Annotated in this window: 17 protein-coding genes; 14 read left to right on the top strand and 3 right to left on the bottom strand. The window is 50.3% G+C overall.

All coding sequences use genetic code 11. The annotated features are described in order from the left end of the window. The 6 genes from NP596_RS04190 to NP596_RS04165 all read left to right on the top strand — a co-directional run. Positions 1-1,043: restriction endonuclease subunit S (locus tag NP596_RS04190; RefSeq protein WP_256613989.1), on the top strand; the 1,043-nt coding region annotated here is incomplete at its 5' end. Further along, positions 1,040-1,903, top strand: a complete 864-nt coding sequence (locus NP596_RS04185; RefSeq protein ID WP_256613988.1) for an ATP-binding protein — start codon at positions 1,040-1,042, stop codon at positions 1,901-1,903. The genes NP596_RS04190 and NP596_RS04185, both read left to right, overlap by 4 nt. A gap of 14 nt (positions 1,904-1,917) precedes the next feature. After that, complete coding sequence (locus tag NP596_RS04180) at positions 1,918-2,271, top strand: STAS-like domain-containing protein (protein WP_256613987.1); 354 nt, start codon at positions 1,918-1,920, stop codon at positions 2,269-2,271. Then, the gene (locus NP596_RS04175) at positions 2,268-2,801 is read left to right on the top strand and encodes a type II toxin-antitoxin system VapC family toxin (RefSeq protein ID WP_256613986.1); all 534 of its coding nucleotides are present in this window, start codon (positions 2,268-2,270) and stop codon (positions 2,799-2,801) included. Before NP596_RS04180 ends, NP596_RS04175 begins: the two co-directional genes overlap by 4 nt. Positions 2,802-2,822: 21 nt before the next feature. After that, positions 2,823-3,359, top strand: coding sequence for a transposase (locus NP596_RS04170; RefSeq protein WP_256613985.1), 537 nt, complete (start codon positions 2,823-2,825; stop codon positions 3,357-3,359). Continuing rightward, positions 3,352-6,603, top strand: coding sequence for a type I restriction endonuclease subunit R (locus NP596_RS04165; protein ID WP_256613984.1), 3,252 nt, complete (start codon positions 3,352-3,354; stop codon positions 6,601-6,603). The genes NP596_RS04170 and NP596_RS04165 overlap by 8 nt, the downstream gene beginning before the upstream one ends. 138 nt (positions 6,604-6,741) lie before the next feature. Here the strand turns inward: NP596_RS04165 and NP596_RS04160 are convergent, their stop codons facing one another. Continuing rightward, positions 6,742-7,281 carry a hypothetical protein gene (locus tag NP596_RS04160; RefSeq protein WP_256613983.1) on the bottom strand — a complete coding sequence of 180 codons (540 nt, stop codon included), beginning with the start codon at positions 7,279-7,281 and terminating at the stop codon, positions 6,742-6,744. 168 nt (positions 7,282-7,449) lie between these two features. Here NP596_RS04160 and NP596_RS04155 point away from each other — a divergent pair, with 168 nt between their 5' ends. Next, a complete protein-coding gene (locus NP596_RS04155; RefSeq protein ID WP_256613982.1) occupies positions 7,450-7,830 on the top strand; it encodes a hypothetical protein in 381 nt (126 codons plus the stop codon). A 27-nt stretch (positions 7,831-7,857) separates the two neighbouring features. Here NP596_RS04155 and NP596_RS04150 read toward each other — a convergent pair whose 3' ends face one another. Continuing rightward, entirely contained in the window at positions 7,858-8,307 is a 450-nt protein-coding gene (locus NP596_RS04150) for a GNAT family N-acetyltransferase (RefSeq protein WP_256613980.1), read from the bottom strand. Between the two features lie 238 nt (positions 8,308-8,545). Here NP596_RS04150 and NP596_RS04145 point away from each other — a divergent pair, with 238 nt between their 5' ends. Continuing rightward, positions 8,546-9,220 (top strand): TVP38/TMEM64 family protein, encoded by a 675-nt coding sequence (locus tag NP596_RS04145; RefSeq protein ID WP_256613979.1) that lies wholly within the window; start codon positions 8,546-8,548, stop codon positions 9,218-9,220. A gap of 24 nt (positions 9,221-9,244) precedes the next feature. On the opposite strand, the gene NP596_RS04140 is transcribed toward NP596_RS04145, so the two are convergent. Next, the gene (locus NP596_RS04140) at positions 9,245-10,087 is read right to left on the bottom strand and encodes an endonuclease/exonuclease/phosphatase family protein (RefSeq protein WP_256613977.1); all 843 of its coding nucleotides are present in this window, start codon (positions 10,085-10,087) and stop codon (positions 9,245-9,247) included. Between the two features lie 617 nt (positions 10,088-10,704). Here NP596_RS04140 and def point away from each other — a divergent pair. From def to NP596_RS04110, 6 genes are read left to right on the top strand one after another with little or no spacing between them, the layout of a single operon-like run. Beyond that, positions 10,705-11,211 carry a peptide deformylase gene (def, locus tag NP596_RS04135; RefSeq protein ID WP_256613976.1) on the top strand — a complete coding sequence of 169 codons (507 nt, stop codon included), beginning with the start codon at positions 10,705-10,707 and terminating at the stop codon, positions 11,209-11,211. Positions 11,212-11,219: 8 nt separating this feature from the next. Further along, positions 11,220-12,146: a methionyl-tRNA formyltransferase gene (gene fmt / locus NP596_RS04130; protein WP_256613975.1), complete on the top strand. Its 927-nt coding sequence runs from the start codon at positions 11,220-11,222 to the stop codon at positions 12,144-12,146. Beyond that, the gene (gene rsmB / locus NP596_RS04125; RefSeq protein WP_256613974.1) at positions 12,143-13,438 is read left to right on the top strand and encodes a 16S rRNA (cytosine(967)-C(5))-methyltransferase RsmB; all 1,296 of its coding nucleotides are present in this window, start codon (positions 12,143-12,145) and stop codon (positions 13,436-13,438) included. The genes fmt and rsmB overlap by 4 nt, the downstream gene beginning before the upstream one ends. Then, positions 13,413-13,979 (top strand): DUF4390 domain-containing protein, encoded by a 567-nt coding sequence (locus NP596_RS04120; protein WP_256613973.1) that lies wholly within the window; start codon positions 13,413-13,415, stop codon positions 13,977-13,979. Before rsmB ends, NP596_RS04120 begins: the two co-directional genes overlap by 26 nt. Beyond that, positions 13,961-16,117, top strand: a complete 2,157-nt coding sequence (locus NP596_RS04115) for a sensor histidine kinase (RefSeq protein ID WP_256613972.1) — start codon at positions 13,961-13,963, stop codon at positions 16,115-16,117. Before NP596_RS04120 ends, NP596_RS04115 begins: the two co-directional genes overlap by 19 nt. Next, positions 16,114-17,475, top strand: a complete 1,362-nt coding sequence (locus NP596_RS04110; protein WP_256613971.1) for a sigma-54-dependent transcriptional regulator — start codon at positions 16,114-16,116, stop codon at positions 17,473-17,475. The genes NP596_RS04115 and NP596_RS04110 overlap by 4 nt, the downstream gene beginning before the upstream one ends. Positions 17,476-17,523: the final 48 nt, after the last annotated feature.

Raw genomic sequence — 17,523 nt, 5'->3', positions numbered from 1 at the left:
TCAGAGACTTTATATTTTTTATTGGTAACGACACGTTTGAGAAACTGAAAAGCTTTCAATTAAAAACAAACGATTTAATAATTAGTTGTTCAGGGACTGTTGGAAAAATATCAGTTATCAAAGAAGATGATCCTAAAGGGATTATAAGCCAAGCTTTACTTATACTACGGCCAGATGTTGATAAATTGGAAATAAATTATCTTTATTATTTTTTATCATCAAAACAAGGTTTTGAACTCCTTACACAAGCCTCTCATGGCTCTGTTCAAATAAATATCGCTGAAAGAAAAGTAGTTGAAAAAATTCCATTCTTACTACCATCACTACCAGAACAAAAAGCTATCGCCGCCGTACTCAGCAGCCTTGATGACAAAATAGACCTATTGCACCGGCAAAATAAAACGCTTGAAGCTATGGCGGAAACGTTGTTTCGGCAGTGGTTTATTGAAGAGGCGCAGGAGGATTGGAAGGATGGTGTTATATCGGATTTAGTTGAATTTAACCCCCCAAGAAAATTGGCAAAAGGAACCATAGCGCCCTATTTTGAGATGGCTTCGCTGAGCACTACCACATTTAATCCAGATGTATGGTATGACCGCGAGTTTTCTTCAGGAACTAAATTTATAAATGGAGACACATTGCTAGCCCGCATTACTCCGTGTTTAGAAAATGGGAAAACAGCCTATTTAACGATATTAGAAAATAACCAGGTTGGCTGGGGCTCTACCGAATATATCGTTATGCGTTCTAATGAAAATCTACATCCATTTTTCACTTACACACTTGCTCGTAATAGCGATTTTAGAGATTTTGCTGAAGGTTGTTTAGCAGGTTCCAGTGGGCGGCAGCGAGTTGAGATAAGCCATTTGATGGGGTATCCAATTAAAAAACCATCACTTCAAGTAATTGAACAATTTAATGCGGTGGCCGATTCAATTGTGCCGAAGCTACATTCAAATGCAGTTCAAATCCGCACCCTAGAAAGTCTCCGCGACACCCTGTTACCCAAACTGATGAGCGGCGAAGTGCGGGTGAACGTGTGACTTCCAATTGTTTATCCGATTTACATAGTACCGCGTCAGGCTTTTCTCAAATTGCCTGGTTGTACGATAAAAACAAGGGCGATTTTTTTGAAAAGATGCCTGTTTCATTTTATGTCTGGTTTGACGCCAATATGGCGGCGCCTTTAGGCGCTGTTTTGGATTTACTGGAAGATAATTTAAACGATATTGTTTTTGACCATATTAGCCCTAATATTAAATCCATTCTACAAAAAAATGACTTTTTAAAACATTTTGGATTTGATGGCTGCGTTGATATTTATAACACCACTATCCAATATCAAAAAATGAAGCCCGATGACGGGCGTTATTTTCATCAGTATGTTGCCGCACAATTTCTAAACCGTGCCGAATTGCCAACCATGAGTGAAGGTCTGCGTAAAAAAATGACAGAGGCAATGCTGGAATTGTTTGTGAATGCGCAAATCCACAGCGAAACCAAGCACATTTATACTTGCGGCCAGTTTTTTCCCAAGCGGCACACCATTGAATTTTGTATTGCCGATACCGGCATCGGTTTCAAAGAAAAATTTTTCCGCCGCTTCGAGAAGACCATTTCAGCGGTTGATGCGATCCGCTGGGCGGTTCAAGACCGCAATACGACTAAAGTTGGGATTCCGGGCGGAATCGGCTTGGCGTTATTGAGCGAATTCGTCAAACTGAACCAAGGCAAGTTGCAAATTGTCAGTGGCGACGGCTATTACCAGTATGATAGCCAAGGTGAAAAAACCGAAAAACTTACCAAGCCTTTTCCAGGCACAGCGGTAAACGTGGCGTTTCGGACGGATGACAACAGTAATTATGCGTTGGTGAGCGAAACCAACGCGGCAGATTTATTTTAAGAGGCATAGATTGTATGAACCCCATTGTCATTTCGGTATTCAATTTGGTCGGCAGCAGCTTTTGCGTGGAAGCCAAGGATGGTGAAGCGATCTTTCAGGCCATCAGTAAAGCTTTACAACAAGAGCAGGTGGTAGAAATATCGTTTCAGAATGTGGAAATGCTGACGTCGGCTTTTTTAAATACCGCTATTGGCCAGCTTTATCGGGATTTTTCCGAAGAACAGGTACGCGCATCGGTTAAGGTCACTGAGATGGCTGATGCCGATAAGGCGTTGTTGCGGCGCGTGATTGAAACCGCAAAGCTGTATTACAAAGATCCCACTTGGCTGGAAGAATCAGTAAAACAGATCATGGGGGAAGAGGAATGAGTTTAAGGATTACCCCGGCAAACATTGGGGCTGTACAAGGAAGACCGTTATTTTTTGATACCAATGTGTTGTTGTATTTGTTCGGTAGTACGTCTTCAACATGGGCAAACACTTACTCATCGGTTTTCAGTCAATGTCTAAAAATGGGTAACGATCTGTGCGTGGATGTAACTGTATTGTCTGAGTTTATAAACCGTTTTCTACGCATAGAATACGAAAATTATTTAAGAACCAAGGGATTGAATAAACAACAAGTCAACTTCAAAAGCTTCCGTTCCGAACCGGAAGGTACTCAAGCATCGCAAGATGTGGAAACTATAGTCAAAGGCAGAATATTAAATAAATTCGCTCTGGTTGGTAAATTGTTTGACGTTGCAGATATTAACGCAATTAGTTTGGTTAATAGCGATTTTAACGATGAACTTATTGTTCAAACCTGTCAGCAGCATCAGTGTGTGTTAGTCACCAACGATGCGGATTTTTCAGGCGCCAATGTTGATATTCTCACTGCAAACAACAAATTAAAATAAACCCTTTAGGTTGGATGAAATGTGAACTTTGATCCGAATATTCGTCATAGAAAATTAATACGATTGAAGGGGTATGATTACTCAAAGGCTGGTCTGTTCTTTATTACTATTTGTTGTCATGAGCGTGTACCATTATTTGGGGTTATCGTAAATGGAAAAATGATTTTGAATAATGCGGGGCGATTAGCCTATATGGAATGGCAAAAAACCCAAGAGTTGCGAGCCAATATCGTTTTGCATGATTTTGTCATCATGCCCAATCATTTCCACGCCATCGTTGAAATTGTAGGGGCGCATTGCATGCGCCCTGATTCATCAGATATTGAACAAACAGAACAAGGGCGCGTGCAACGCGCCCCTACCGTTGGTGACGTGATTCGCGGATATAAATCAGCGGTGACCAAAAGCTTACGAAATTTGCAAGGCTCCCCCAATAGTAAAATTTGGCAGCGTAATTATTACGAACACATTATCCGCAATGAGGCAGCTTATTTAAAAATCGCTGACTACATTCAAACCAATCCTCAGCGATGGCTAGAAGATACTTATTATGTGTAAACTCACCGAATCCGCCATTGAAGCATTTGCGCTTGATCTGTTTCAACAGCTTGGCTACAGCTATCTTTATGGCCCTGACATTGCGCCGGATGGTGAACATCAGGAACGACAAGATTACGATGAGGTATTGTTAGTTGGTCGTTTGGAAGCGGCGTTAAAACGGATAAATCCGACTGTATCGCAAGATGTACTACAAGCCGCGTTAAAAGATGTGCAACGCGTCCACTCACCTGATTTGTTGGCGAATAATGAAACTTTCCATCGTTTGTTAACGGAAGGCGTCAAAGTCAGCTATCAGCATGATGGTGCTGAGCGAGGCGGTTTAGTGTCGTTGATAGATTATGCCAATCCCGCCAATAACGATTTTGTCGTCGTCAATCAGTTTACCGTCATTGAGAATCATCAGAACAAGCGCCCGGATTTGCTGTTGTTTGTGAACGGCATACCGCTGGTCATCATTGAGTTAAAAAATGCCACTGACGAAAACGCGACGATTAAATCTGCCTACAAGCAGTTGGAAACTTACAAGCACAGCATTCCCTGTTTATTCACCTCCAACGCGTTGTTGGTCATTACCGATGGCTTGGAAGCGAAAGCCGGTTCCTTGTCGGCGGGTTATTCGCGCTTCATGGCCTGGAAAACTGCGGATGGCAAAGTGGAAGCGTCGCATTTGGTCAGTCAGTTGGAAACGCTGATTAAAGGCATGTTGAACAAAACGACGTTGCTGGATTTAGTGCGTCACTTCATTGTCTTTGAAAAAAGCAAACGCGAAGACCCCGATACCGGCATCATCAGTATTCACACGGTCAAAAAAGTGGCTGCCTATCATCAGTATTACGCAGTGAATGCCGCTGTCGCCTCTACCTTACGCGCTGCGGATATGGGAGAAGCGTTACTGGTTCAGGAAAATCCCGCCAGTTATGGTTTGCCCGGTGTCACGCAACAACCGCGCGGCGATAAAAAAGCCGGTGTGGTGTGGCATACGCAAGGTTCCGGTAAATCATTGTCTATGGTGTTTTACACCGGCAAAATCGTGTTGACGATGGATAATCCAACGGTGCTGGTCATTACCGACCGTAACGATTTGGACGACCAGTTGTTTGATACTTTTGCGTCGTCCAGTCAGTTATTACGACAAGACCCGATACAAGCGGAAAGTCGTCAGCAATTAAAAGAGCTATTGCGGGTCGGTTCCGGTGGCGTGGTGTTTTCCACGATCCAAAAATTCCAGCCTGATGAAGGCAATGTCTACGAGCAGTTATCGGACCGGCGCAATATCGTGGTGATTGCGGATGAAGCGCATCGTACTCAATATGGATTTAGCGCCAAAACCATTGCTGAAAAAGATAAAGACGGTAACGAAATCGGCAGCAAGGTGGTGTATGGCTTTGCCAAGTATTTGCGCGATGCGTTACCGAATGCCACGTATCTGGGTTTTACCGGTACACCAATTGAAAAAACCGATGTGAATACGCCGGCTGTGTTTGGCAACTATGTAGACATTTACGATATTGCTCAGGCGGTTGAAGACGGTTCCACGGTGCGGATTTATTACGAAAGCCGTTTAGCGAAAGTAGGACTGAGCGAGGAAGGCAAAAAGCTGATCGCTGAATTCGATAACGTAGGGGCTGATTGCATCAGCCCAGATGGCATTGATTCCGGAGGCGCATGCAATGCGCCCCTACCAGACATGGAAAAAGCCAAAGCGAAATGGACCAAGATGGAGGCGTTGATAGGCAGCAGTCAACGCATCAAAAATTTGGCTAAGGATATTGTCGGCCACTTTGAAGCACGGCAGGAAGTGTTTGCGGGTAAAGGCATGATCGTTTCCATGTCGCGGCGGATTGCGGCGGAGTTGTATCAAGAAATCATCCTGCTTAAACCGGAATGGCATTCCGATGATTTGAACAAAGGCGTGATTAAAGTCGTCATGACGGCTGCGTCTAGTGATGGCCCCGAATTAGCCAAACATCACACCACCAAACAGCAGCGTAAACAATTAGCAGAACGCATGAAAGACGATGACGATGAATTAAAACTCGTCATCGTTCGCGATATGTGGCTGACAGGCTTTGACGCACCGAGTTTGCACACGCTGTACATAGACAAACCGATGAAAGGCCATAACTTGATGCAAGCGATTGCGCGGGTCAATCGGGTTTATAGAGATAAACCGGGTGGTTTGATTGTTGATTATTTGGGTATCGCCGCTGATCTAAAAGAAGCGCTGTCGTTTTATTCTGATGCCGGCGGTAAAGGCGATCCGACCTTAGCGCAAGAGCAAGCGGTACATCTGATGCTGGAGAAATTGGAAGTGGTTTCCGGCATGTATTTCGGCTTTGCTTACGAGCATTACTTTGATGCGGATACCTCGCAAAAGCTGTCGCTGATACTGGCGGCTGAAGAGCATGTGCTGGGTTTGGATGATGGTCGTAAACGCTATATCAACGAAGTGACTGCGTTATCTCAAGCGTTCGCTATCGCCATTCCGCATGAACAAGCGATGGACGTAAAAGATGAAGTGGCGTTTTTTCAAGCCGTTAAAGCCAGACTGGCCAAGTTTGATGGCACGGGCGAAGGCCTGAGTAACGATGAAATTGAAACCACCATCCGCCAAGTCATAGATCAAGCCTTGGTATCCGAGCACGTGGTCGATATTTTCGATGCGGCAGGCATCAAGAAGCCGGACATATCCATTTTGTCCGATGAGTTTTTGGAAGAGCTGAAAAACCATCAACACAAAAACGTCGCGCTGGAAGTGTTGAAAAAACTGCTGAACGACGAAATTAAAGCCCGCGCCAAAAAGAATTTGATCCAAAGCCGGTCATTGATGGAAATGCTGGAAACCTCCATCAAGAAATATCAGAACAAAATTTTGACCGCTGCCGAGGTTATAGAAGAGCTGATCAAGATCAGTAAGGAAATTGTCGCCTCCGATGACAATGCTAAAAAAATGGGGCTGACGGATTTTGAATATGCCTTTTACACCGCTGTTGCGAATAACGATAGCGCTAGAGAGCTGATGCAACACGACCAATTGCGCGAATTGGCTGTAGTGCTAACGCAAAAAGTGCGCGAGAACGCCTCTATTGACTGGACGATTAAAGAAAGCGTCAGAGCAAAATTAAAGGTCATCATCAGGCGTACATTGCGGTTTTATGGCTATCCGCCGGATATGCAATTACTCGCTACGGAAACCGTGTTGAAGCAGGCGGAGATGATTGCGGGTGAGTTGGCGGCTTAAGCCGATACGACGTTATCCACAAAAACTGTGGATAACACTGTGCTCAACGACGGAATAATTACCGTATCCGGTTGAATTGATTGAGCCAAAATCATCCTGACTGACGATTGGCCAAAAGTACAATCCCTGGCAATAATTTTAATTGATGTCTTTAAATATATCTTCTTCGGCGTAGAAACGGTTTTCGGTAATTTGCTCGGGCGATATCCGGTTCGCCAACAAATCTTCAACATCTTGCACCACTCGCTCTAGGATGCTTAGCGTTTCGCCATGCTGCAAGGAATTTAGCAGCGCATTACCCCAAACCGAAACCTGCTGCGTTGTAATGCGCCGCGTTTCATTGTTTTTGGCCCACTCGGCGGCAATGACCACTCCCAGGTTCCGCAATTTTTCCTTGACCGCCCGTGCCAATAAAGGCTCCTGGAGTTTCCGCGCCACATTGTCGCTCAAAGTAATCCATCCGTTTGGATACAGCTCCCAACCTTGATAAAACCGTTTTACCCAAAGCAAGTATTCGTCCAGGCTTTGCAAATTGGCATTTACCCCATCTTGTTGATAATTCGCGAGAAAAGTCTCATTAGACGGCATTGTATCAGGCCACGAAGAGGTCTTGATTGGGTACTCTGCACAGCCCGACACCAATAGCATCAGCAACCAAAGCAGCTTTCGAATTTGCATGGCAACCCCTCATCACAAAGCAATAAGTGGATGATTCTAGAAAGGCTTTGAGACAGGATGATTAATGTTCGATTACTGTTGGTTTACAAAAATCGGTTATGTACACCCCTATTCATAACGGTATATACGGTATACACTGATAATTCAGTTTCTCGCCAGGAAGTCACGATGAATACCAAGAAACCAAAATCAAAGCAAGCAACCCCTCCGCCCGCCATAATGGAACCGGTCAACTCCGAATCCTTAGTATCGAATGAATCGGAACCGGTTATTGAAGCCGCCGATAGCGGAGCAAACGACTCGATCAAAAAAGGAAAGCACCACAAAACAAAAGTCGTTAGAGACAGCTTTTCATTTCCGGAGAACGATTATCGGAAAATTTCGGAACTCAAAAAAACCTGCTTAACGGCGGGCGTCCACGTCAAGAAAAGCGAGGTGCTTCGGGCCGGGCTGCACGCACTGACTCAATTAGGCATCGATGAGCTCATACAAGCCGTGGAGAAAGTGGAAAAAGTGCAGACGGGGCGACCAAGCGCATCGGTCGATTAATCGGTAAGCGGCCGACTCGGCATGGAATTAAAATTCCAAGACCATTAGATGCCTATTGTTAACTTCGCTCACCGATTTGAAGCCCCAGCGCTCAAAGCGCTTTTTATGCGTGGTGCTTACCAGGCAGCGCCCGTTAGCGAAATTGTCGCGCACCCACTGAATCCGGGTGTATTCCAATTCCGAACCGACGCCTTTGCCTCGATGATCTTTCTCCACGGCCATCATATAAAGTATATGGGTATCCGAAGCCCAATCGGCCGACTTGATACCCCCTACCCCGATCAATGTCCCGTCAACATCATAGGCGCCGTAAAATTTTTTATAGAAAGGCCTGACATCTACCGACCGCACCTCATTGATTAGCCTGCTTTCGTCGTAGCGGTCGGCTTCATTTGGGCAATTGGAAGATAGCAAATTGACCGCATCCGATAGCGCGAGCGAAGAGTTGCCTAAAGTATTTACTGTGTAGTTTTTCATTTATATTCAGTTTTCTTTGCTGTTTAAATATGCCATTAGATCCCCGGCAATACCGATATAACCGGGCAGGCACCGTATCCGCCCCCATAGCGCCAGTCAAATTGATTGGCCGCTGTCACGCTAAATTCATATTCGGATGTTATTAGTTTAGCTTGCGCCCGGCATGCGGTTAACGGCCGGCGAATAAGACTGGCCGGTGTTTTCGCGCCAGCTCCAACAGACAAAAACAATAATAACCATGCCCACGACTAAACCCAAAAACCTCGCGTTGCTATTGTTGGTTTTTATAGCCGCCGCCGTATATTTTTCGGATCAATTAACCCTAGAGACATTCAAAAACAATAAGCTGTTTATCGCCGATTTCATCGCGCAAAACTACGTTTTGTCCGTGATGCTGTTCTTCCTGTCTTGCATTATTTTTGTGAATTCCCCGGTTCCCTTTGCCGCCGCCATCAAAATGCTCAGCGGTTTTTTCTTCGGCTTTTACATGGGCGCCATTTACAATATTGCCGCCACAATCCTGGCTTGCGTGGTGGGATTCGGCATCAGCCGCTATGCGTTCAAGGACCTGTTCGAACGGATGTATTACGAGCGCCTCCAAGCACTTGAATCCGAGATCGAGGAAAACGGTTTTTATTATTTCCTGTCGCTCAGACTGGTGATGGTGGTACCTTATTTTTTAATCAACATACTGGCCGGCATTTCCAGGATTTCCTTTAAAAAATACTTGCTGAGCAGCGCGCTGGGCGTGATGCCGGCGTCGTTCGTCTATGCCAACGGCGGCAACAAGCTGGAACACATTAACTCAATCGACGAACTGTTCAGTCCCGGAATGATTACAGCTATTTTGTTGATTGCGCTGATGTCGCTATCTCCGCTGTTGCTGAAAAAATATCGCTACGCCAAACAGTAATTCCTCTCCCGGATTCGGGACGGCTCAAAACATTTCGAACCTGGCGACATAGCCGAAGTGATCGGACACGACGGGATAAAAATCGTCATTGAAAATGGTATCCATGGACCGGATTCTGAGCGGCTGCCCGTTGCGCTTGAAAATATGGTCGATACGTTTGGGCGGCCCGCATTCCCAGCCGTCTATCCGGCCGCGGTAGCTGGGCTGGTAAAAACGGTGCGGGTGGCATTCGTAAAATTGGTCAACGTATTCGGCGCTACCGACGATATGGTTGTAAGCATGCTCGCCGGCGGGCGCGTTAAAATCGCCGACGATTAAATCCGCCCGGACGCCGAAATGCCGGCGCGACTCGATCAGATGTTTCAGCCGCGGGTATTCCTCGAAAAAGCCGTGGTGGGCCCAGCTCAAGTGCACGTTGGCGATATGCAGCAGGCCGAACCAGGGCACGTCGATGCAGGATACGGTGACATTCCGCGACATGTAATTGTCTTTTCGATGATCGTTGGAAACGTAGGCCGAATAATTGTGCTGCATGGGATAGCGGCTCAGGATGGCCGTGCCCTCCCGCCAGCGGTAAAAACCGATATGGCTCCAGTCTTGATGGATGTGATACCAGCGTCCCCAATGGCGCAATTTATTGCAAATTCTAAACGCCATGTTGGAAGGCGACTCGCCATAGGGATGGGTTATCGGGTCGTGCATATACTCGCCCACTTCCTGAAAACAGATCACGTCGATATTCAAGCGGGCAATGGCCTCGGCAATGATATGCACCTCGCGCTCGTGGTGGTGCATGGTCTCGAAACAGCAATGCCGGGGGTGTTGTTGGTAGGTATGCAGATTTAATGTCAGTAGAGACAGTTCCATATATATCGCAATAAATTCTTGACACCTGGCGCGTTTAAAGGCGGTTCCCATGCCGCGATCAAGGGTTATGAAGCGGAACGCCAATCCTAACCGGCGAGTATGACATTTCGATGAAGACAGCCCGACGACCGTTAAGTCCAACCGATCGGCAGGATTGGCAGGATTGCAAAAGTAAAAAATGGGCGCGCAATCCGCCGGTCTCGTAGCGCGAAGGGCAAAAAAAATCCGGCTAAAAGCCGGATTACGAGGAAGAAAAATGAATGTGCTTCTCAGCACATCTCTAAGAGCGGACCTAATGCAAAAAGTTCAGATATCTCATTAAGCAAGGAGCACCCTACGCCAACCCAACATTTCGGCTTTTACGACTGGCTCGGTAGAAGATGCTTTTTAGTTTTCATGGGGCCGATCAAGATTACAAGGTGTCGTTAACGGCGCGGAAACACGCTGCAACTTTGGCTCCCATTTATCATCCAAGCTTTCGGCTTCGGCGCCATTGCGGCCGAAAGCGCCTCCGGTTTTGCGCGAACCCGGCCGGGCGGGACGGCATTGATTCCGGTTCCGAAATACGCCAAAACCAGCTAAAATCCCGTCCTTAAGTTTAGATAGCGGAGTGATAGGTGAGCATTTTAACGATTCTGGAGTTTCCCGATAAACGGTTGCGTACCGTGGCCGAGGAAGTCAACCAAGTCGACGACAACATCAAAACCCTGGTCGACGACATGCTGGAAACCATGTATGCCGCCAAAGGGGTAGGCTTGGCCGCCACTCAGGTCAATGTGCATAAGCGGGTTATTGTCATGGACATCAGCGAAGACAAGGACGAGCCCATCTGCCTGATCAACCCGAAAATCATAGCCCAAGATGGCGTGGAAGAATCCGAGGAAGGCTGCTTGTCCGTGCCCGGCTTTTTCGAAAAAGTCAGCCGCGCCGAACACATCAAGGTACAAGCCTTAAACCGCGACGGCGAAAACTTCGAACTGGAAGCCCGCGATCTGCTGGCGGTTTGCATCCAGCATGAAATGGACCATCTACTGGGCAAACTGTTCGTGGATTATTTGTCGGCTTTCAAGCGTAACCGCATCAAGGCCAAGCTGGACAAAATTCATAAACAGCAAGGCCACTAAGGACCCGCATGAGAATCGTTTTCGCCGGCACGCCGGATTTTGCCGTGCCCACCTTGCAAGCCGTCATAAACTCAAACCACGAGGTGTGCGCGGTCTACACCCAACCCGACCGGCCGGCCGGCCGCGGCCGCAAACTGACGGCCAGCCCGGTCAAGCAACTGGCTCAAACCCACGGCATTCCGGTCTATCAACCGGAAAACTTCAAACAACCGGAAACCCTGGCCGAATTAGCCGCGCTGAATGCCGATTTAATGGTAGTCGTTGCCTACGGCCTGATTTTGCCGCAAACCGTAATCGATACCCCCCGTTTGGGCTGCATCAACGTGCACGGTTCGCTGCTACCGCGCTGGCGGGGTGCCGCGCCGATTCACCGGGCTCTGATGGCCGGCGACGACAAGACCGGCATCACCATCATGAAAGTGGTGAAAAAACTCGATGCCGGCGACATGCTGCTGAAAGCGGAATGCCCTATCGGCGCTAGCGACACCTCATGCAGCCTGCATGACAAACTCGCGCAAATGGGGGCCGAGGCGTTGGTCGAAGTGCTCGACAGGTATCAACAAGGCACGGTGAATGCGGAACCTCAGGACGAAACCCTGGTGACGTATGCGCACAAACTGGAAAAACCCGAAGCCGTGCTGGACTGGGCGGATACCGCCGTCCAGCTGGATCGCAAAATTCGCGGCCTGAATGCCTGGCCGGTGGCGCAAACCCTGTTTAAAGGCGACGTGCTGCGGGTCTGGCTTAGCGCTTTAACCGATAAAAGCAGCGACTTGCCGCCCGGCACCCTAACTTGCGCCGATCATCATCTGGATGTGGCAACCGGCGACGGCGTGCTGCGCCTGTTGGAAGTACAGCTACCCGGCGGCAAACGCATTGCCGGCAAGGACTTTCTAAACGCGCATGCCGCCGACGGCGCGCGCTTGGGATCATGAATTTACGCGGCTGCGCGGCGCAAATTTTGTCGCGGGTGATTAGCGACGGCCATTCCCTGACCGCGGCGCTGGATAGCCAGCTGCCGAAACTGAAGGACCATCAGGATCGGGCCTTCGTACAGGCCATGTGTTACGGGGTGATAAGGCATTACTTTGCGCTGGACTGCCTGCTCGGGCAATTAATGGAAAAGTCTTTAAAAGCCAAGGACGGCGATATCAAGGCCTTGCTGCTGGTCGGCCTTTATCAGCTGCAACACATGCGGGTCAAACCGCATGCCGCCGTATCCGAAACCGTCGCCGCCACCAAGCACAAACCCTGGTCCAAGGGCTTGGTCAACGCCGTTCTGAGACGCTATTTGCGCGATGCCGAAACGCTTGGCGCGAAATGTGCCTCCGACCGACAAGCCGAACTCAACCACCCCCATTGGCTGATCAAACAACTGCAAACTAATTGGCCGGACCACTACCGGCACATTTTAACCGCCAACGACCTGCCGCCGCCGATGGCCCTGCGGGTCAATGTGCGCCAAAACAGCCGCGAAGACTATCTGCAGCTGCTTAATCTGCAAGGCATAAGCGCGCAACCGGTTGCCCAGTGCCCGACGGCATTGATACTGGACGAAGCGTTGAATGTCGATCAATTGCCCGGCTTCAGCGAAGGCCGGGTTTCGGTACAGGACGTGGCCGCCCAGTTGGCCGCCGGCTTGCTGGATGCCCAAGCCGGCGATAGAGTGCTGGATATATGCGCGGCGCCGGGCGGTAAAACCGCCGCCATTCTGGAACGCCAGTCCGGCTTGCAATCCCTGCTGGCCTTGGACATAGACGCCAACCGCCTGCAACGCGTCAGCGACAATTTGCAGCGTTTGCACCTGCGGGCCGATACGCTGGCGGCCGATGCCGCCGATCCGCAAAGCTGGGCCGCCGGCCGCCAATTCGAGCGGATTTTATTGGATGCACCCTGCTCCGGCTTCGGCGTAATCCGCCGCCACCCGGACATCAAACTATTACGCCGGGAATCCGATATTGCCGCCTTGCAGGCCTTGCAGGCCAAAATCCTTGAGGCAAGCTGGGAACTGTTGGCGCCGGGCGGCACATTGCTGTACGCCACCTGCTCGGTGTTAAAACAAGAAAACGAACAGCAAATCGGCGATTTTTTAAACCGGCATCCCGACGCCACGGAACTGACTATCGAAGCCGCTTGGGGCATGCTGCGCCCGCATGGCCGGCAAATCCTTACCGGCGACTTACAAATGGACGGTTTTTATTATGCCAAGCTTGGCAAAGCCGTTTAGCATCGGGCTGATTTTGTGTCTGAGCCTCTGGCCGTTTTTAACTGCAGCCGATCCTTATACAGCAATCATCCGTCAGGCCGGCCTGATCGAAACCGGCCCCAACAACCTGCAGATTCAGGCCCGTATCGATTACCGGCTCAGCCCGACCGCCAAGGAAGCCCTGCATAAAGGCGTGCCGCTGACCTGGATAGTAGCGATACAAATCCGTAAGGCGGGCCGTATCCTGGACACCACCCTGTACAGCCAGGAACGCCCTTACCGCATTCGGTTTCATGCTTTATTAAACCAATACGAAGTGGCGACCCGGGACAACGAAGGCGAAATGTTTTTAACCCTCAATGCCGCCTTGAACTTTATGTCCAACCTGCATGACAGCCAGCCCTTGGCCGCCGATTTAATACAACCGGGCCAGCGTTATTATCTGGCCGTCAAATGCCGGTTCGACCGCGAATCGCTGCCGGTTCCGCTACGGCCGTTTGCTTATCTGGACACCCAATGGTTTCTCTCCAGCGACTGGACACTATGGCCTATTCAAAAATAAAACTGCCGGCTAGCGCCTCCATCCTGATCCTGTTCGGCTTCATCCTGCTATCGTTGCAGCTGATGAGCAGTTCCACCCAGGAGTCGTCCGAACTCAGCGAGATGCACTCCTGGTTGCTGGTCATCAATACCTTGGGGTCCATAACCTTGTTAATCCTGGTGGTGGTCAACGCTTACTCGCTGGTGCGCGAGCTGAAGAAAAAGGAAGCCGGTTCGCGGCTGACCACCCGCATGGTGTCCTTGTTTGTGTTGCTGGCCCTGGCACCGGCGGCGATTGTGTTTTATTTCTCCGTGCAGTTTCTGCATCAAGGCATAGACAGCTGGTTTAACGTGGAAATCGACCGCGCCATGGACGATGCGCTGGAGCTGAGCCAATCCTCGCTGGCGCAACGCATGAACTGGCACATCAAACAAACCCGGCAAATCGCCGCGCAGCTGGAAGACAAGTCGGACACCCTGATTGCCCTGGAAATCGGCTCGCTGTGGGCGGATTCCGGCGCGCTGGAAATCGCCGCGTTTTCCAGCCAGGGCCGTATTCTGGCCTCCAGCAGCACCAATCCCAGCGATATTCTGCCCCATCTGCCGGACGAACAAATCTGGCTGCAGTTGCGGCAAAACAAGGAATATTTTGCCTTCGACCCCGGCGATAACGACGAAATGCTGGTGCGCATCATTTTGCCGATAGACCGCGACCAAAGGCGCTTTTTACAAGTGCTGTACCCTATCCCGGTGCGGGTGACCGATTTGGCCGACTCCATCGAATTCGCCTTTATCCGCTACCAGGAAATGACCTTCCTGCGCGATTCCCTGAAAACCAGCTTCTCGCTGATTCTGCTGCTGGTATTGCTGTTGAGCCTGTTGGCCGCCATCTGGGTGGCGTTCATCAGCATCCGCAATATCGTGGCTCCGGTCAAGGAACTGGTAAAAGGCACCCAGGCGGTTGCGGACGGCGATTACCAACAACAACTGCCGGTGATGAGCCAGGACGATTTGGGTTTTTTGGTGGAATCCTTCAACCAGATGACCAAGCGCATCGCCCGCTCCCGCGACGAAACCCGGGCCGCCGGCCTGGAAGTGGAAAACCAGCGCGCCTACCTGGAAACCATACTCGCCAATCTGACCGCCGGCGTCATCAGTTTCGACGCCTCCTTCCATATCCGCACCGCCAATCAGGCCGCTTACCGGATTTTGCACATTCCGGTCAGCCATTTCGTCAGCCAAACCCTCTCCAACCTGGCCGGCAAACACAGCGAACTGGCCGAAGTGCTGGAAGCGATTCAGCAATTATTGGAAAAGGCCGACGACATCTGGGAACAGCGCATCGTCTTTCTCGGCCCCAACGGCCGCCAGGAACTGCTCTGCCGCGGCACCCCCCTGTTTTTGCAGGACGGCAGCCGCATGGGCGCGGTGGTAGTATTCGACGACGTCACCGACCTGATCCAGGCGCAGAAAAATGCCGCCTGGGGCGAAGTGGCGCGCCGGCTGGCGCATGAAATCAAAAACCCGTTGACGCCGATCCAGCTTTCAGCCGAGCGTCTGCAGCACAAACTATCCAAGGAGCTCCCGGAAAACTCCCAGGACTTCCTGCAGCGCGGCACCCGCACCATCGTCCAGCAGGTGGAAGCCATGAAACGCATGGTGGACGACTTTTCCGAATATGCCCGCCCTTCCAAAAAACAGGTCGAAAAAATCAATCTGATCGATTTGATTCAGGAAATATTGGCCCTGTATTTACACTCCGGCATACTCTTCACCACCTCGTTTTCCTCGCGCGGCGTCATCGTCGAGGCCGATCCGGTCAGTATTCGCCAAGTCTTGCACAACCTGATCAAAAACGCCCAGGAAGCCACCGCCGGCCCGTGCCGTATCGATATTAAAATCAATAAAGCGGTGCGCAACAATGCCGAATACGCGGAACTGTGCATTTACGACAACGGCAGCGGCTTGCACGCCGACCAAATCGAAACCATTTTCGAACCCTATGTCACCAGCAAAGCCAAGGGTACCGGACTGGGTCTGGCGATCGTCAAAAAAATCGTCGAAGAACATGGCGGGGTGATTTGGGTGGATACGTCATATAATGGCGGCGCTGGCTTTGTAATCCAGCTACCGGTCTTTGAATTTGGAAACAGTGAATGAGCAAACAAGCCCCTTACATTTTGGTTGTCGACGATGAACAGGACATTCGTCAATTGGTTTCGGAAATTCTGGAGGACGAAGGCTATGAAGTGGCGATGGCCGAAAATGCCGCCGAAGCCAAATTGCTTAAAAACCAGCGCCCGCCCAATTTGATCCTGCTGGACATCTGGATGCCGGACTGCGACGGCATCACGCTGCTGCGGGAATGGGTCGCCGAAGACGACCAGCTATGCCCTGTCATCATGATGTCCGGCCACGGTTCGGTGGAGTCCGCCGTGGAAGCCACCCGGCTGGGCGCCTACGACTTTCTGGAAAAACCGCTGTCGCTGGCCAAACTGCTGCTGATCGTCGAACGGGCGTTGGAAACCAGCTCGTTGCAGCGCGAAAACGCCGGACTGAAACAACAACTAATGATAGGCGTCGACCCGGTCGGCAAAAGCGCCGTGGTGGAACGCACCAAGGATAAGGTCAAACGCTTGGCCTTGCACGACACCCGGGTACTGTTCGTCGGCGAAGCCGGCGTCGGCAAGGAAATGTTCGCCCGCTACCTGCACAACAATAGCCCCCGCCGCGACGGCTCTTTTATCGACGTGTCGGTCGGCAGCATTTCGCCGGAAAATGCCGCCGTGGAATTTTTCGGCCGGGAAGATAACGGCCGGGTGTATCGCGGTTTATTGGAGCAGGCCCACCGCGGCACGCTGTTTTTAGGCGAAATCGGCGGCATGGACCCGGAAACCCAGGCCCGCCTGCTCAGCGCGCTGGAATCCAGCTCTTTTCTGCGCGTCGGCGGCAGCCAGGCCGTCCGCGTCGACGTGCGTGTCGTCGCCTCGACCCGCATGGCGCTGGACGAAGAAGTTAACCATGGCCGCTTCCGCCAGGATTTATACTATTTATTGAACGAAGTCACGCTGGAGGTCCACCCCTTGCGCGACCACAGCGAGGATGTACCCAGCCTGCTGAATTTTTACGTCGACCATTTCGTGGTGCACGAAAAACTGCCGTTCCGGCGTTTTTCGATGGCGGCGCAAAACTATTTGCGCAACTACAGTTGGCCGGGCAACGTGCGGGAGCTGCGTAACCTGGTGCAGCGCCTGATGATATTGGGCGCCGGGGACGACATCGAACTGGATGAAGTCAAAACCGCGCTGGGCTCCATCGCCGAACAACCCAAGCTGGGCAATAACGTGCCGGAATTTTTCAACCTGCCGTTAAAAGAAGCCCGCGACCATTTCGAAAAATCCTACCTGGAATATCATTTCGAAAAAAACGGCGGCAGCGTCGCCAAACTGGCCGCCGCCATAGGCATGGAACGCACGCATTTGTACCGGAAACTGCATTCCCTGAAAATTAAACTCTAAAACGACTTGAAGTTAACGCCCTCTTTAAGTAAAATCCCCGTTCTTTAT

Origin of the sequence: Methylomonas rivi (assembly GCF_024505165.1) — a bacterium.
GTDB lineage: Bacteria > Pseudomonadota > Gammaproteobacteria > Methylococcales > Methylomonadaceae > Methylomonas > Methylomonas rivi.
Note: the sequence above shows the minus strand (reverse complement) of the source record. Positions and strands in the feature narration are given on the sequence as shown.

Bases quoted from the DNA above. Each gene is read 5' to 3' on its own strand.
- NP596_RS04180 (WP_256613987.1), top strand. From the start codon at position 1,918: ATGAACCCCATTGTCATTTCGGTATTCAATTTGGTCGGCAGCAGCTTT.
- NP596_RS04175 (WP_256613986.1), top strand. From the start codon at position 2,268: ATGAGTTTAAGGATTACCCCGGCAAACATTGGGGCTGTACAAGGAAGA.
- NP596_RS04165 (WP_256613984.1), top strand. From the start codon at position 3,352: ATGTGTAAACTCACCGAATCCGCCATTGAAGCATTTGCGCTTGATCTG.
- NP596_RS04160 (WP_256613983.1), bottom strand. From the start codon at position 7,281: ATGCAAATTCGAAAGCTGCTTTGGTTGCTGATGCTATTGGTGTCGGGC.
- NP596_RS04155 (WP_256613982.1), top strand. From the start codon at position 7,450: ATGAATACCAAGAAACCAAAATCAAAGCAAGCAACCCCTCCGCCCGCC.
- NP596_RS04150 (WP_256613980.1), bottom strand. From the start codon at position 8,307: ATGAAAAACTACACAGTAAATACTTTAGGCAACTCTTCGCTCGCGCTA.
- NP596_RS04145 (WP_256613979.1), top strand. From the start codon at position 8,546: ATGCCCACGACTAAACCCAAAAACCTCGCGTTGCTATTGTTGGTTTTT.
- NP596_RS04140 (WP_256613977.1), bottom strand. From the start codon at position 10,087: ATGGAACTGTCTCTACTGACATTAAATCTGCATACCTACCAACAACAC.
- fmt (WP_256613975.1), top strand. From the start codon at position 11,220: ATGAGAATCGTTTTCGCCGGCACGCCGGATTTTGCCGTGCCCACCTTG.
- rsmB (WP_256613974.1), top strand. From the start codon at position 12,143: ATGAATTTACGCGGCTGCGCGGCGCAAATTTTGTCGCGGGTGATTAGC.
- NP596_RS04120 (WP_256613973.1), top strand. From the start codon at position 13,413: ATGCCAAGCTTGGCAAAGCCGTTTAGCATCGGGCTGATTTTGTGTCTG.
- NP596_RS04115 (WP_256613972.1), top strand. From the start codon at position 13,961: ATGGCCTATTCAAAAATAAAACTGCCGGCTAGCGCCTCCATCCTGATC.
- NP596_RS04110 (WP_256613971.1), top strand. From the start codon at position 16,114: ATGAGCAAACAAGCCCCTTACATTTTGGTTGTCGACGATGAACAGGAC.